Origin of the sequence: Legionella tucsonensis, from assembly GCF_001468035.1 — a bacterium.
GTDB lineage: Bacteria > Pseudomonadota > Gammaproteobacteria > Legionellales > Legionellaceae > Legionella > Legionella tucsonensis.
Genome location: NZ_LNZA01000001.1, coordinates 1,294,955 through 1,310,582 on the forward strand (window position 1 = coordinate 1,294,955; position 15,628 = coordinate 1,310,582).

A 15,628-nucleotide genomic window follows, 5' to 3' on the forward strand; every position below is an offset into this window, starting at 1 on the left:
AAACATTTAACTTAGCATTGTAAGTCCTAATCAATACTAAAATCATAGGATTAACATAATGAATTTATTCTGTTAACTTGTAAACTATTATCGCTAAATAAATTTTTTGATGATGTTCTATAAAAGACTCATATCGCTATGAGTCTCTCTCAGATAATCGCTAACTAGGGATTATATCCTCGTTTTTGCTCTAGATTAGATTGCTCACCTTTTATTTCTAATCCTGGATACTCCTTTTTTAGCACCGCAATAGCGTCTTGAGCAAACTCTGGGGTAATGGTTATTTTTAACCGCTCTGAATGTAATTGCCCAATTGATTCCACAAAAAATTGCTTGCCGTTTTCAAAAGAATGTTGCTTTTTACTTTGATCGTTGCAAATTGCTAAAAGTGCATGATATCCAAAAATCATATCTCCAACTTTATCTAATGTTCCATCTCTCATAACTAGAGAACCATTACCTTGTAGTTCAACTGTTGTTTTATATTTCATTATCTTCCTCGTTTTTGCTCTGTCTGAATATAATTTTAGCACTTTTAAAAAAATATTTGACTTATTTTTTAGGTAAAAAACTTTATCTTAGACAAAAAATAAATTTAATATGATGAATTTTTAAAAAATTATTGAACAAAACAAATATTGCTGCACCTGATTACAGATAAGATCGGATAATAGTCAAGTAGAGCAGGGTAAGATACAATAATTCTATTGATTGAAATAAAAAATCTAAGAGTGAATATAACATATGGTTTCTGTGAATATTCTAAGAAAAGGGACGTTCAGGTCTTAGCTTATGAGTGAAATCTTACACGCTAATATCAAGATAGAATTTGCAAACACGTTACGAGGTTTTGCAGCACTATTTGTTGTACTCTCTCATTATTTAAGCACGTTTTGGTATAAGAGGGAATCCGTTGCTCATCTGATTCATGCACCACTACTATCCTCCGAAATACATGCAACACCGATGTATGTTGTATGGCTTAACTTATTTCCTCTATTTGATTGGGGAGCTTATGGAGTAGGTTTATTTTTTATTATCAGTGGTTTTGTTATTCCTTTTTCACTCCAAAGAACAAATAGCATAGGCTTTTGTGTCAATCGTCTTTTTCGTATTATTCCAACCTACGTCATAGGATTTAGCATTACTTTATTAGCTCTTTTTTTATGCGGAAAGTATTTTTTAACATCATGGCCATACTCCTTTCAAGATGCATTAATTCACTACATCCCAGGAATTCGAGATATTCTTGGTTCAAGAAATATAGATGTAATTATCTGGACTCTTGAAGTAGAAATGAAATTTTATCTTATTGCGGCTTTATCAATTGCTTGGTTTCGCAATAACTCACTCAAGGTTTTTTTAATTCCTGCGGTTTTATTTCTAGTGACCTGTTATATGTCGCACATGATCCCCGAATGGGCAATAAAAAATTTACCTGCCTTTATCAGAGCAGAAATATATATGATGTCATCGCCATATATTATTTTTATGTTTATTGGTGTAGTGTTCCACTATTTATACTGTTATAAAATTGCACCCGATAGAGGATATTTTTTAATAGGTATTTTATTTGTCATGTTTTGCATTGCATGGTGGACTGGACCTTATTCAGAAAACTTAATATTGGCTTGGAGTTATGCTTTTGCTTTACTGACTTTTATGTTTGCCTATATATTTCCTCATTTTTTTAAAGCAAACCCCCTGGTTAATTTTTTAGCTGATATTAGTTATCCTTTGTATATCGTGCATAGTATTGCAGGTTATGTTTTCCTTCGAGTAATGCTTGATATGAATTTTAAAATTTGGACTGCACTCGCTTTAATTTTTATTGGCTCTCTATTATTGTCTTGGTTTCTCCATGCATTTATTGAGCGGCCTACACAGAAATTGGGAAGAAAATATGCAACAAAACGAAATGCGAACTCTTTAAAGATGCCAACCTTGCTAGAAACAGCAATAAAGTTATTGCGATTTAAACAATCAAGAAAATTAACTTAGGAATTATATGTCAGCTTACGAAACCATTTTAAGCAAGCAAGAGAAAAAATGGCTTTTAGACCGACGCATCACAAGACTCTCTGACAACAAAGAGGTTCAAATATATCCCATGGGAGCTGAGCGCTATTTAGCATCCGCTTTGGCTGAACACCAAAAAAATCGATATAATATTCGAGCTGATATTGAGGAAAAAAATGTTTTGGTTATTCCTGGATATGGGAACAGTAGTTTTTTATTTGCGCTAGCAGGTGCAAAATCAATTACTGCCTATGATAAAGATCCCGTTACGATCGCTTGGATGAAAGCATTTAAAAAGTATTACCTTTATCGTGAATACGATACTCAAGAAAATCCATTACCATCGATTGGTGAATTGTTTGCTGCACTGACATGCTGGTATCCCCCGTTAGTGACTTTATCGAGCGGGAAATTGGCTCATTTTTTATTCTGGGCAATTCATCCTAATTCATTAAGACGAGCCTATATTCATTACATGGTGTCACTGGTTCAACGTGCGATTCAATCCTCAAAACAAACTAATTTTGAATTGGATAAAAACATCCAATTTCATGTAGGCACAGTGGATAAGATATTGATGAGTGATAAAAAGCAGACTTTTGATACTGCTTTTGTTCCATATCTTTTAGGTGTTGAAAATGGGATAGAAAAAGAAAAAGATATAAAGCACTTTATTGAACAATTAATCACAATTGTTCCTAATGGACATATACTAGTTACTCCATCAAGGAGCACGAAAGAGTACTATTTCACGGGGAAAAGTTATTTTGTAACAACAGGTTACTCAGACATTCAAGCTATTCCTGAATTAAAAAAGTATGCTATTGGAGAGGATAAATACTGGTTTCGTACGCAAGGCCTGGCACTGTTTGGAACCCATCACTGTTAAATTTTAGTTGTTGTTACCGATAAAGGGTATAATTATTCTGCGGTAAGAAATCAAATAACTGCAGCGGGTAAAACACTAGTTATTCCTCGCAGGGATGAGGCTGTTTGTCCCGGAGTTCAAACTCAGCAAGTAGATTATAAAGGTAATAAAATATGTATGGATTTTTTGATTTTAAGACACTTAATATGTCATTAAAATTAACGGTACAAGATAGAATATTTATCTATATATTTAATCAGGCAAATCATACAAAAAAAATTGAACTAATTAAAAACCAGAAAATTGAGACAATTGCTCGAATTGCTTATCACTTCACTTCCATCGAAGTATTTTGTAATCATTCAGAATTAAAAGAACATTGGGGAAAAATATGGTGTGCCTATGGCGTGGCTTTAGCGCAGCAAAAAAATTTACCCTTGATGATTTTTTTTTCCCAACCGCAATTAAATCAATTTGATTTAGTACGAGGAGCCTATTTTTTTCATCTCTCACAAGAAATAAGAAAAAACATGAAGAATGATTTTGGATTTTCTGAAATTGAATCAATCAAAATTGCAATTCGATACGGTTCAGTTCATGCAATAAAACGTTACAATGAATACATTTACTATAAATTACAACAAGCTAGTACTGAAGAGTCCGATAGTCTTTACCAAGAACTTATCACCAATAGTAAACTTATGCTTCCGCATTATGGCAGTTATGGTTATATGGTTTTGGCTGATGCAATATCTTGTTACTGCTTATGGTTACTTAATAATTTTAAAATTGAAGAAGCCCAAGCCGAATATAAGCATGTTTTAAAATCGTTGGATTATGCAGAGTTAATTTTAAACGAAAGCAAATACAGTATACAAAATGCCAGTATAGGCGTAGGCCTTAAATGCAGTAATTCTATGGGGTTTGAAGTGCCATCACAAGCCAAAGATTTTTTTATTGCATATTATAAGAAATCAATTGCAGCAACCCAAGATTCTGACTCGCTCAGACCGGTTTTTGCTCCAAATTAAAACAAATGGTCTATATTATAAATAATTACAATGATCCTTATTTTAATAAATAAGGGAGGTTATGAACATGTCCCCCAGAATTTATATCTCTTATACAATTACTCCAAACAAAGAACTTGTGATCTCAAGTTATCATGAAAAAGTCCAATCCATGATTAATGGTTTTGCTTTAATTAAAAAGGATGGTTTAAAACCCGGCGATTTAAAAAAACTAGAGGGAGCCCTTCCTGAACACTACGATAATTACGACGTAAAAAATAAACTGATTGAATTATTAACAACCATTGAAAAAAGTGGGGATTTTGATAAAGTAACCTATAGGGGCGATTTAAACCTCTGTACTCACAAGAAAGAAGATTTGGCACCATTTTTATTTGATGGCACGTTAAATGACTTTTTCTCTGGAAAAGAAGTTCAGTTAATTTTAGAGTCAGCTAATTACGAATATGTAGAAGGTGCTATAGAGTTTGCAGATAAAATAGGAATGACTGGTGCCACTTTGCAAACTAAATCTGCAACTACAGAAGTACTATCTAAAACTTACCCACCATTAGAAGCCAATAAGAGTAAAACGGAAACAACTATTCCAGTACCAGAGACCGGGGCGCTTGCTCAGTCTGAGGCTGATATTAAAGACCCCCATACTTTAAGCGATGCCTTAGGGAAAGTTGGAATTTTTAATACTACAAGTACTGAAACCAATACCACGCCGACACATGAGGTCTTGAGGCCAGGATTTACTACTAAAATAGACGAATGAGAACTCTTCTTAGAGGAAAAATAAAAGGAGCATCCTCTACATTTCAAGTATCTTATCATCTTATTACTGAATTCAACAAAAGCCATAAATTCATACGGACTCAGTTGTCTCTCGGCCATGATGATTTTTGGCATAAATATAAGACTTTAAGATCACTATATCCTATATGTTTTAATTGAAAGTTGTTTTAAATTATGTAAGGCACTAGAATTTTTTAGCAATTTATTCGATCATCCAAATTATATTTATAAAAATTTTTGGCCAGATTATGGAAAATCATTTAGAGGTTTTAATGAGAGATAAATATGTACATGTGGTTTGAACTCTTAGTTATGTTGATTCTTATCTTAATCTCAGCACAACTATTTTCTAATGCGTTAGAGCATTTTGGTGAAAGATTGGATATTTCAACCGGTGTCACGGGTTCAGTATTCGCAGCTATATCTACTGCACTTCCAGAAACTACGGTACCAGTTTTGGCAATAATTGCGGGAACCACTGATCGACAAGTTAATGAAGAAATTGGTGTAGGGGCAATTTTAGGTGCTCCATTAATGTTATCAACTTTATCAACCTTTATTATGGCTTCTTCAGTAATTAAAAAGCGGGGGATTAAGGGATGGATAACACCAGAAATTACCGGCTTTAAACGAGACATGAATTTTTTCTTAATGGCATTCACGCTTGCTGCTGTAGCAATGTTTCTTCCCTTAGAGCCAAATTACTCTATCCGTACTTTATTTTGCATCATACTTATTTTTCTTTATTTTCTTTATTTAATGCTTACATTCAGTGCTTCTAAAACTTTGGTAAAAAACGGCCATGCGGTAATAACAAATGAGCCTTTATTAATAACCAAAGTGGGTTTAAAAACCAATCTTAAAACAATTTTATTCCAATTAATTTTGGGACTAATCCTATTGGTATTTAGTGCAAAAGGATTCATTCATGGAGTTGAGGGAGCGGCAAATTCTATTGGTATATCTGTGTTGCTTTTATCATTATTGATCATCCCCATCGCAACAGAATTACCAGAAAAAGTGAACAGCGTAATCTGGGTAAGAAAAGGTCAAGATACTCTTGGTTTTGGCAATATAACCGGGGCAATGGTCTTTCAAGGCACTTTACTTCCGGCATTAGGAATACTTTTAACACCTTGGGCACCATCTAGAATAGTACTAACAGGTATTCTAGTAACTTACATTGCTGCAGCATGGCTAAGGTTCAATATTTCAGCGAATGGAATTAAGATTAAGATATTATTTTTTAACGGAATTTTATACTTAACCTATCTAGGAATAGTGCTTTTATAAAAATACATGCGAGAAGCTAAAATGGGCTGCTGCATCATATTTAATAGGTTGTAACCTCATCTAATAGGCATGATAATAAGCGACTGAGCCTAATTCTTTGAGTAAACGGAGTATATGCTTTATGAAATATGATGCTGTAGTCCTCGGAGGCGGAATTATTGGAGTTTCAGTTGCAATTCATTTGCAAAGGCGAGGACGGTTGGTGGCATTAGTTGATGTGAAGTCTCCAGGAAGTGAGACCTCATATGGTAACGCTGGATTAATTCAGCGTGAAGGGGTATATCCTTATGCATTTCCAAGAGATATTTTCTCTTTAATTAAATATGCTCTAAACAGTTCTCCTGATGTTAGATATCACCCTAAAGCAATCCTGAAGCTTGCGCCTTTTCTATGGAAATACTGGCTTAATTCTCATTCATTACGCCATGCAGAGATCGCTCGCGCCTATGTAAACTTAATTCAACATAGTATAACGGAACATTATTTTTTAGCCGAAGCCGCAGGAGTAAGACACTTATTTCGCTCAGGCGGATGGATCAAAGTATTCCGTACAGCAAAAAAACAAGATACTGAAACACGATTTGCCGAGAAATGTAAAACTGAGTTTGACATTCAGTTTGAGTCTCTTGACCAGAATTCATTAAGTCAAATTGAGCCAGATCTGGACAAATCATTGTTAGGCGCTCTTCGATATGTAGATTCTGAAACTGTGAACGATCCCGGAGCACTGGTTACTGCTTATGTCAATTATTTTGAACAACTTGGGGGTCGCTTTTTTTGGGGTGACGCATTCACTTTATCCAATCAATGGACAGTCAAAACGGAGCAGGGTCAAATTAAGGCAAATTCTGCAGTGATTGCGTTAGGGCCATGGTCTGACATTTTATGTTCTCAGCTAGGATATCACTTTCCGCTAGCAGTCAAACGTGGATATCATATGCATTATGGCATGAGGCAAAACGCACAACTCAATCACCCAGTACTCGATGTTGAGAATGGTTACCTACTAGCACCCATGACCCGCGGAATTCGTCTTACTACCGGGGCAGAATTTGCACCACGTGATTCACAGAAAACTCCAGTACAACTTGATTTAGTAGAGCCCATTGCACGTACACTTTTTCCAATTACCAAACGACTTGATGAGTTTCCCTGGATGGGATGCAGGCCCTGTACACCGGATATGCTCCCAATTATTAGTCAAGCTCCTCGACATACCGAACTTTGGTTTGCATTTGGGCATGCTCATCACGGTTTGACTCTCGGGCCGGTTACAGGTCGTTTGCTTGCGGAAATGATGACAGCAGAGGACTTAATCACCGATCCATTACCTTTTAGTGCGAGCCGATTTGCTCCATAAGATAATTCGGCACCATGTCAACACACCGTATTACATAATGATCGGATTGGTGCCCTAGTAGGAGATATAAATGAATGCCCCCATAACTATCATTACTGATTTTAAAGAAAACGAAGCCATTTCTAGAATCATCTATGAAAATTTAAAAAAATTTAATGAGACAATCATTGGCAATTATGAAGCAAAACCTTTTATCATTTATGCAAAAAATGATACCTCTGAGATTTTTGGTGGTATTAAAGGAGATATATTTGGTACGTTATGTAGAGTATTTACCGTTTGGACTCACGAAAAATATCGTGGTAAAGGACTCGGTCGAGAACTATTTGTGACACTGGATGCTTTTGCAAAAGAAAACCATTGTAAAATGATTCAACTAGATACTGCGGAATTCCAAGCAAAGGGGTTCTATGAGAAAATGGGTTATCAAGTTATAGCGACATTACCAGATAATTTTATGGGTTATACCAGCTACATTTTGAGAAAATATTTGATTTAGGGTGTAAACAAATATTTAAAATATCCAGATTGTTTATTTGAACATGAAGTGTTCATTCCATTGATGGGCGCATATTCGCTTCTAAAAATTCGAGAGCCTCTTCTTCGGATCCTAGATTATTTTTTTCTGCCCACTTCAGTATATTAATATAATTTTCTTTTTGGCCTTTAGGGACGTCCTCTGCTTCAAGAAATTGAGCATAGGAAATATAAATCATTTCTATAGGAGTTAGACCTTCATTGTTTCTTATTGTGAGAATCTCGGGGTGGCGCTTGAATATAAACTCCAATAATTTTAGATGAGGTCTTTCGTTTTGTACCACAATATGTGCGTAGGTATTGCCGTCTTCATCCCTGTATTCTTTCAAATTTGCTTTAGATGGAGCAAGAGCAATCAAGTTTTGAATAGCGGAGTCAGGATTCTCTTGCATTGCGAACAAATGAACTGGCGTATATCCATCTTGATCTTTTTGTAAAACTAATTCATGGAAGATTGAAAAATCCATTTTATGGAGCCAATCAAATACTTCGGGTTTATTTTGCTTTAGGGCAAAATGAAGGATATTTTCTCCTTGATTATTTTTAGTATATAACTCAAGCCTATTGTTTTTTAATAATCCATTTAAAATATCAAGTGCATTATCTTTAAATATAGATCGATGCATACGAGGTTGTTCCCGATCACTTTGATATTCTCTAAAAACTACTTCTGCTCTTTTGCCGCTATGACTCCAAACCAATTCTTTAAAAATGCGAAAGGAGCCTATGGCCGCTCCTATTTTAGCTGTCAAAGCAAGGTCCTTACACATTTTTTCATATTCTTTTAATTTTTGATGAAATTGCTGGGGATTTGCGTTAAATATTTTTCGTAGAAATTTTCCCTGAGTGAGTGCATCATTTATTCCATGACCCCAAGGATAATAGGGTGCCCGGTAACTGTCGCCCATTAAGATAAATATTTTATCTTGTGATAATATGAATGCTTTAGATGCTTGATTAAGAATCGTTACGAATAAGCTAAAATCAATAATGCCATTTTTATCCGGATTAAACGCAACATCCTTAGTACCCATCTTCAACTCTGAAAGAATCTTATTTTTAATGAATTCTTCTAGAGCTTTGGTTGCTTCCCGATAGTATTTTTCAAGTTGTTTAATCTGATTTTTATCTTGATTTTCTTTATTTACTGCATCGAAATATGCTCCTTTCGCCTCATAATAGAAGTAATATAATTCTCGAGGAATTTCACAGTTAATATTACACTCTATCGTTGTTTTATCATTTGAGGTATGTGCGAAAATAATAGCAAAATACAATCCATCTTTCCCTACGTTAATACGTGCATCTTCAGATTCATTTTCTTGTTTGACTGGTAGTACAATCGGTGAATCATCTGTTTTTTTAATAACAGGAACAAAAACGCTTACATGATATTTATGCGGGCGTTTAAAATCGCGTTGGTAAATAATTTGTTGTTTAGGTGGTAGATCTTTATTCACTTCATCTACTGCATGATGATGGACACCATCTGCACCAATTAAAAAATCAAATGTTGTTTTTGCCTTATCTTCCTGATTTTGAGAATCAATAATTCTTGCTTCACCCGAAGATAATTGCACATCCGCTAATGTACTTTTTTCAAATATGTTAAATTTAGTATTATCAAGTTCTTTGATTCGACGTAAAAGATACTTTTCAACTTCGCTAATCGGAATGCCACGTTTGGTGTCTAAGTTTGCCAAAAAATCTCTGTCTTCTTCACTAATAGTTTCTGGTTTTCTGGGCAATGAATTAAACATCAAATGTAAATATTCACGAAGTTCAGCTTGTAAAAAAACTTTTTGTACTCTTGTATAATCATTCTCGTCTCGATTGGTTAGAAGACAGACTGTCTTTCCTGCTCTAATTGCCTCCCAAGCAGCAGATAACCCCGCAGGTCCCATGCCAGAAACGACAACATCATAATGTACTCTTTCTTGTTCAGGCATATTTTGCATTCTCATAAGATAAAGACATTCTTCTTTTATTATATTCTAGATAATGTATTTTAGAGTAAGTCAAAGTATCCAACAGAAGAAAATTCTTTTTGGAATACTGTTTTTTAATATCTGTGCCGCTTTTTCTTAAATGGAACGTGAACTTATTTATGAGCGTGTTAAAGTAGGATTAGATTCTGTCAAACAAATTTGCGAAGCATGGGGATTATCCGATCCGTATTTTATCGATGCATTAATCAATTTTTTTAATGTTAATTAATCCCATTTACATATGATATATATTTATATATAGTGTTTATTTATCAAACAATAAATAAAGTATGATTCATAAGTATCAAAAATCATTAGTCATTAATTATGTTCGTGTTGCTTTTTTATTAGGTATTACCAAAGGCTTAAAGGCATACATACTTACAAGAATTAGACGAATTAAGAGGCCTTGATGAGCAACAAAAAGATGTGGCTTTATTTGTGGAAAGTGTTGATGCTAATAAATATAGTGAACTCTATACGAATTATTTAAAACCACTTTTATTTTTTGCAAAAATTTTTGAACAGGTTAAATCGTTTCCTCCTATTCCCGTTTCTAAAAATCAAGCCAGTTTCTTTAATACTGAAGTCGCGACTTTGATAACAAGTCAGGTAGGTATGGACAATACTCAGGATACAGTGTCTAACCCATAATCCGCTTATTTTTTAAGGAAACAATAATAACAACAGAGAACACGTTAACGATTAAAATAAGGTGTTCTATGAAAAAAGCATTATTTCTAATTGCATTTCTATTTCAATCAACAAGTTTTGCTTATATTTATGGGGAAACTGGTGATCAAGAACTTGATTCTTTAGCTTATAGAATGCAACAACAAGATATTGAGGACAGGCTTTACGCCATTGAGTCTAATCAAAGAAGCGATGAACAACAACAATGGGAAAAAGATTTATTTGATGCAGTTAATAATCGTTAAACAATCAATGCAATCTCATTGGATACAATAAGATCCTTTATTCCAGGAGAGCAATCTACATCCATGACGTTATATATGAATCACCGTCATTGCAAGCACCTTAAAAGTTTATCTCGCGCTGAGTTTTGAAACAGACTTTAAAAAGCAAGTTGACTCTATTAAAAAGTCAGCTCAAGAGATAGAGGAACAACAAACACCCCCTCAAGCTTCCGAATCCACTAGGTCTGATTATCAAAATAATCAGACCTAGTGGATTCGTCTTACTATCACCTACTTGCGATGTGTTTGATGTTCCATTGGCTGCATAAAGAAAATAATCAGATAAGAATATTTTTTTTAATATAACTTCCCGCAGGTTTCAAGTTGGTATCAACCCATGGACCATTGGAACATGTGCCTGTTTTCCAAACGGCACCTGAAAGTGAATCATCAGAATAATTCCAATTAATCCAGCTAATTTTCTTTTGGGAAAATAACTGCAAATATCTATCGGCCATAGCAAAGTCATTAGCACCACCGCCTGAATAAGTTTGCGTACCAAATTCAGTGACAAAAATAGGTAACGAATTAGAGGCTTTGTCAACTTCATTCAGATAATTATCGCGATGTGATGCTGCATAAAAATGGAAGGTGTACATAATATTGGAATGATTAAGCGGATTATTGATGATATCTTGTGATGATCTACCATCCGAAACACCCAATGAACTCCATCCAGCCGTACCAACCAAAATAATCGTTTTATTATCAATCGTACGAATAACGGGGATTAAGGCGTCAGCATAACTTTTAATGCTACTCCAAGAAACTCCGTTGGGCTCGTTAGCAATTTCATAAAACAAATTATTATTATTTTTGTGTGCTGTTGCGATGGCAGTAAAGAATGTTTTTGCTTTGGAGAGATTCACATTTGGATCTCCTGGCGTTAAGATGTGCCAATCAACAATCACATAAATACCACGTCTAGTTGCTTCATCGATAAGCGCATTCACTTGGTTAGTAAATGCAGTGGGGTTTGTTTCGTAACCACCTTCTTGTACATACATAGAAATACGCATGATACTTGCTTTCCATGTATTAGCTAAGATATCTAGTGAAGCCGTGGTTAAACAAGCTTTTCCTGTATTACTTCCTTGCCAACCATACCATTGAATACCATGTGAACTCATACCTTTTAGTTGAATAGTTTGGTTGTGTTCATTACATAGTTGCGTGCCGCATACATGTAATTGTCCATTTCGCGATACAGGCGTGTCTGAACTGTCAGCAGTGAGTGTAATATTTTCGATTGCACCATTCTCAACAGTCAAAGGTTGAGGATTAAAAGTGGTGGTATAGCCTGATACTGCGTTTGCAGAAACGGTATAAATAGTTCCTGTGGTAAGTGAAACAGCTTTAGAACCAGTTCCATTTGTTAATGGAATGTTTTGGGTAATAGGGGTTGTTGTATTATTTGGCGTTAAAGTAACTTGTAGCGAACTCAAGGTGGTAGGTGCACCTTTCACACTAAAGGTGACAAGACTTTGTGCCACTTGAGTGCAACGATATGTCAAGCTTGTTGCAGGAATACTGGTCGAACTAGCTATCACGCTGGTAGGATTAAACAGCGGCTCACAATTATAGTTATTATAAGTAATTACCGGCGTAGAGAAGTTGTAAGTACTTCCACTTTTTAACTGAGAAACCGTTGTTGTAGTATCCCAATTTAAAGTGCTTTGCACGGAACTTCCTGTGTCTGATTGAATCACCTTCACTACTGGATTGCCTGTATAACCCGACAGCTCATCAGGTAAGGTTTGCAATTGAATAGCCAATTGACCATTTTGCTGTATCACCGCATAGGTAATGGTAGAAGTGGCTGTTTGATTAGCGATTACTGAGACAGTGGTTGGGACAGCGCTGCCTTTATAATTAGCATTGCTACCGCTGACATTCTCAGCTGTAATGCTGTAATCACCTTGGGCAAGGCCTGAAACGTTTTGTGTACCACCCCAGGGCAACTGCACATTGCTAATATTGGTACCATTAGCAATGACATGCACGAGCGCGTATGGCTGTATAACATCTGACGGTTTAGAGCTGTCATTCTTAAGTTGAATGCTCCCTGTTTGAACATCGCCGCCGCTCAAATATACACTTGCTGAGCCGACGTGACCATCTGAGACGGCACCATATTTAATTTGAAAAGATCGATTAGCAGGCAATTTGCTATTTGCCCATGGCTCGGTTGGGAAGTGCAAGCTTAAGCTAGCTAAATAATTCCCATCAGAACCTTGAGACGTGATTTGTAAATTATTATCTGGATAAGATAATGGATCAAAATTTCCCCAAAAATTGGTATTAAGAGGAATGATATTCTGGAAAGAGATGGTAGCGTTTTGAAAATCGATAGTCGTTCCGCATTGATTAGCCAATGTCAAAGTTATCGTTTTCCAATAATTGTCTCCTGTTGAGCTAAATGTTGATACAATGCAAGTTGTTGGTTGCGGCGAGAGAGGTGAGACGTTAGAGGATTGTGGCGCTGCAAAGGTGAGAATTGGAAATAAAGAAGCTGTGATGAATAATTTTTTGCCCGTCCGTGAGACAACTGTTTTCATAAATATTTCCTTCAAGAATAACAAAAAGTTTAAATAATGTATGCGCATTAGTATCCGAAGAAAATAAAATATAGCATGAGGGGGGGTGGCATACAAACATTACTCATAAATCCAGCCAGTAGTGTTTGTGCCGCAGTTTTACCCATTTTTTTTCATTTCTTTTTTTAGTTTTCATTTGTTGGCACGACTTGCTGTATTTTACCACTGTACCTTGCACCTAGGGTTAAAATAGCGGGAAATTGTTTGATCACGGGTAACAATAAAGATCTGGTCCAAGGTTTCATCATGGCTAATTGTGCAAAAAATGACGCAGCATGGATACGGCCGCTAAAATATTTGCGCCATTGCCTCGTATAATATGCGCCAGCATCATCAAAATGATTCATCTCCTTAAAATTGTTCAGTTTAAATTGAATTAAACAGTGCGCAAGTAACCATGCAGATTGCATGGCCATACTAATTCCTTCAGCTACAATAGGATGAGCTTCACCTGCACTATTACCAACGAAAAAAATACCATTTTGATAACAGTTACGAATACCAGGTTTAATTGGCCCTGCTGCCAGCCAGCTCCCTTCGCGCTCAGCGAAGTCAAGCACTTCCCTAACCCCACGACATTGGTCCAATAGGTATTCGTAAACGGTCTCCCCTGCTTGGATACCTGGATTTTTCAAGCGCAAATCATGCAAAACATCACGACGAATGCAGCACGAAAGCGTGACTTTTTGTTTTGTACTATGAACCATTCCACCATAGCCGCCAGGAAAAGCCAGTAAGGGCATCAGATTTATAGGTAAATTGGAGTTTTTAAAATGTGCTTTAAACGCCAATAGATCGGAAGGCTGGTGTATTTTATCTTCATATTGACCAATTCTCTTTTCCCATGAGCCATTTGCAACAACAATTAGAGAAGCCATTACTTCTGTTGGTTTATTATTTTCTTTTACAGAGCAGATAAATAATCCATCTTTAGATCGATGTAATGACAATGTTTCACAAGGCTGCCAAACATGTACTCCTTTTAATTTGGCCTTATTCATAAGCTCTGTATCAAGATACTCTCTTGCAAGCGCCCTTCCCCATAAATTGTTTGATGTTTTAGATGGCGGCATATTTGCAGTTAATATGACATCTGCGGCGTATAAGCCGACTCTTTGTATCTCAGGACCACCATGCATCAAATAGAACTCTTCCATTCCAAGTTTTTGCAGTAGTGATAAATTTGTAACGGATATAAATTCACCACAGACCTTTCTACGAGGAAATGTTTTTTTTTCGACCAGTCCAACTGACCAGCCTGCCTCAGCAAGTAATAATGCAGTAGTTACACCGGAAGGCCCTCCGCCAATGATAAGCGCATCCAAATCCATAGGTTTTAATCCATACTATTTCAAAATAAGAATACTCCACCAAAATGGGAAGTGCCATTTGATTTGATAATTTTTAATACATGCTTGTTGCAATAAAAACTCTAATTCCTTTCTTGTAAAACTCTTTTGAATCGAAAGTAGGCCATCATGAGTGATAAGTCGGTTACGAAATAATGGGCAAATCATTTTATAAAGCCAATAAGCGATAAAATTGCGATGCAGATCATTGATTATCACCGCCTTACGCGTCGTCTCATAGGCTTTGATTAAGAGCATGATCAATTCTTTATCATCCAGATGGTGGCATACCAAATTGAGTAAAATAATATCTATGTTTTCTTTGACTTCGAGTTCTGGCTGCAGCTGTAACTGAAACTCGACTATGGCGTTTCCATTTTTTAGTTGCCACTCCTGTGCTTCTTTTTTTGCAAGTTTAATCGCTTCTGTAGAAATATCTAATCCCAACAGGCGCATTTTAGGGTAATATTTACTAAGATTTAGTAAAAATAAGCCGCCGCCACACCCAACATCCGTCAATACTGAGTCAGAGGGAAATTGTTGAAGCAAATTGACTGTACTTTTAAAAATACCCATCAACTTATTAATTTTAAATAATTTTTTTAAAGATTGTATGTATTCTTGTGGTGTATAAAAATTCTGACCTAGATCAATGATTTCCTTTTCTTTTGATCGTATTTTAAATTGGGCCATTTCATTTTAATAATGAGAAATTTTTATTTTGCATTGTATACTTAAATATTGCAATAAATGATTTAAAACTCTAAATAAACTCGTAAGCGGTAATTAATTTGTTTATATTGAAGGAGATATTTTTTATAAAGAGAAA

Annotated in this window: 14 protein-coding genes; 9 read left to right on the top strand and 5 right to left on the bottom strand. The window is 35.5% G+C overall.

From position 1 onward, the window contains the following. Positions 1 to 164 precede the first annotated feature (164 nt). Positions 165 to 491: a hypothetical protein gene (locus tag Ltuc_RS05625; RefSeq protein WP_058520323.1), complete on the bottom strand. Its 327-nt coding sequence runs from the start codon at positions 489 to 491 to the stop codon at positions 165 to 167. A 301-nt stretch (positions 492 to 792) separates the two neighbouring features. Here Ltuc_RS05625 and Ltuc_RS05630 point away from each other — a divergent pair, with 301 nt between their 5' ends. From Ltuc_RS05630 to Ltuc_RS05660, 7 genes are all read left to right on the top strand, one after another. After that, complete coding sequence (locus tag Ltuc_RS05630; RefSeq protein ID WP_065236207.1) at positions 793 to 2,001, top strand: acyltransferase family protein; 1,209 nt, start codon at positions 793 to 795, stop codon at positions 1,999 to 2,001. A gap of 7 nt (positions 2,002 to 2,008) precedes the next feature. Continuing rightward, a complete protein-coding gene (locus Ltuc_RS05635) occupies positions 2,009 to 2,908 on the top strand; it encodes a hypothetical protein (RefSeq protein WP_058520324.1) in 900 nt (299 codons plus the stop codon). Positions 2,909 to 3,060: 152 nt separating this feature from the next. Beyond that, positions 3,061 to 3,918, top strand: a complete 858-nt coding sequence (locus Ltuc_RS05640; protein ID WP_058520325.1) for a DUF5630 domain-containing protein — start codon at positions 3,061 to 3,063, stop codon at positions 3,916 to 3,918. A gap of 67 nt (positions 3,919 to 3,985) precedes the next feature. Then, on the top strand, positions 3,986 to 4,678 hold the full coding sequence (locus tag Ltuc_RS05645; protein WP_058520326.1) for a hypothetical protein: 693 nt from the start codon (positions 3,986 to 3,988) through the stop codon (positions 4,676 to 4,678). A gap of 305 nt (positions 4,679 to 4,983) precedes the next feature. Further along, positions 4,984 to 5,991, top strand: a complete 1,008-nt coding sequence (locus Ltuc_RS05650; RefSeq protein ID WP_058520327.1) for a sodium:calcium antiporter — start codon at positions 4,984 to 4,986, stop codon at positions 5,989 to 5,991. Positions 5,992 to 6,112: 121 nt separating this feature from the next. Beyond that, on the top strand, positions 6,113 to 7,351 hold the full coding sequence (locus Ltuc_RS05655) for an NAD(P)/FAD-dependent oxidoreductase (RefSeq protein ID WP_058520328.1): 1,239 nt from the start codon (positions 6,113 to 6,115) through the stop codon (positions 7,349 to 7,351). Between the two features lie 70 nt (positions 7,352 to 7,421). Next, complete coding sequence (locus Ltuc_RS05660) at positions 7,422 to 7,850, top strand: GNAT family N-acetyltransferase (protein ID WP_058520329.1); 429 nt, start codon at positions 7,422 to 7,424, stop codon at positions 7,848 to 7,850. Between the two features lie 52 nt (positions 7,851 to 7,902). Here the strand turns inward: Ltuc_RS05660 and Ltuc_RS05665 are convergent, their stop codons facing one another. After that, the gene (locus tag Ltuc_RS05665) at positions 7,903 to 9,837 is read right to left on the bottom strand and encodes a hypothetical protein (protein WP_058520330.1); all 1,935 of its coding nucleotides are present in this window, start codon (positions 9,835 to 9,837) and stop codon (positions 7,903 to 7,905) included. A gap of 468 nt (positions 9,838 to 10,305) precedes the next feature. On the opposite strand from Ltuc_RS05665, the gene Ltuc_RS05670 reads away from it, so the two are divergent. Together Ltuc_RS05670 and Ltuc_RS05675 are read left to right on the top strand one after the other, a co-directional pair. Beyond that, positions 10,306 to 10,530, top strand: a complete 225-nt coding sequence (locus tag Ltuc_RS05670; protein ID WP_058520331.1) for a hypothetical protein — start codon at positions 10,306 to 10,308, stop codon at positions 10,528 to 10,530. A gap of 68 nt (positions 10,531 to 10,598) precedes the next feature. Then, positions 10,599 to 10,814: a hypothetical protein gene (locus tag Ltuc_RS05675; RefSeq protein ID WP_058520332.1), complete on the top strand. Its 216-nt coding sequence runs from the start codon at positions 10,599 to 10,601 to the stop codon at positions 10,812 to 10,814. 317 nt (positions 10,815 to 11,131) lie between these two features. Here the strand turns inward: Ltuc_RS05675 and Ltuc_RS14950 are convergent, their stop codons facing one another. The 3 genes from Ltuc_RS14950 to Ltuc_RS05690 form a co-directional block, all read right to left on the bottom strand. Then, on the bottom strand, positions 11,132 to 13,411 hold the full coding sequence (locus Ltuc_RS14950; RefSeq protein ID WP_083498046.1) for a glycoside hydrolase family 5 protein: 2,280 nt from the start codon (positions 13,409 to 13,411) through the stop codon (positions 11,132 to 11,134). A gap of 164 nt (positions 13,412 to 13,575) precedes the next feature. Then, positions 13,576 to 14,781 (bottom strand): NAD(P)/FAD-dependent oxidoreductase, encoded by a 1,206-nt coding sequence (locus tag Ltuc_RS05685; RefSeq protein WP_058520333.1) that lies wholly within the window; start codon positions 14,779 to 14,781, stop codon positions 13,576 to 13,578. Between the two features lie 15 nt (positions 14,782 to 14,796). Continuing rightward, positions 14,797 to 15,492 (bottom strand): methyltransferase domain-containing protein, encoded by a 696-nt coding sequence (locus Ltuc_RS05690; protein WP_058520334.1) that lies wholly within the window; start codon positions 15,490 to 15,492, stop codon positions 14,797 to 14,799. Between the last annotated feature and the right edge of the window lie 136 nt (positions 15,493 to 15,628).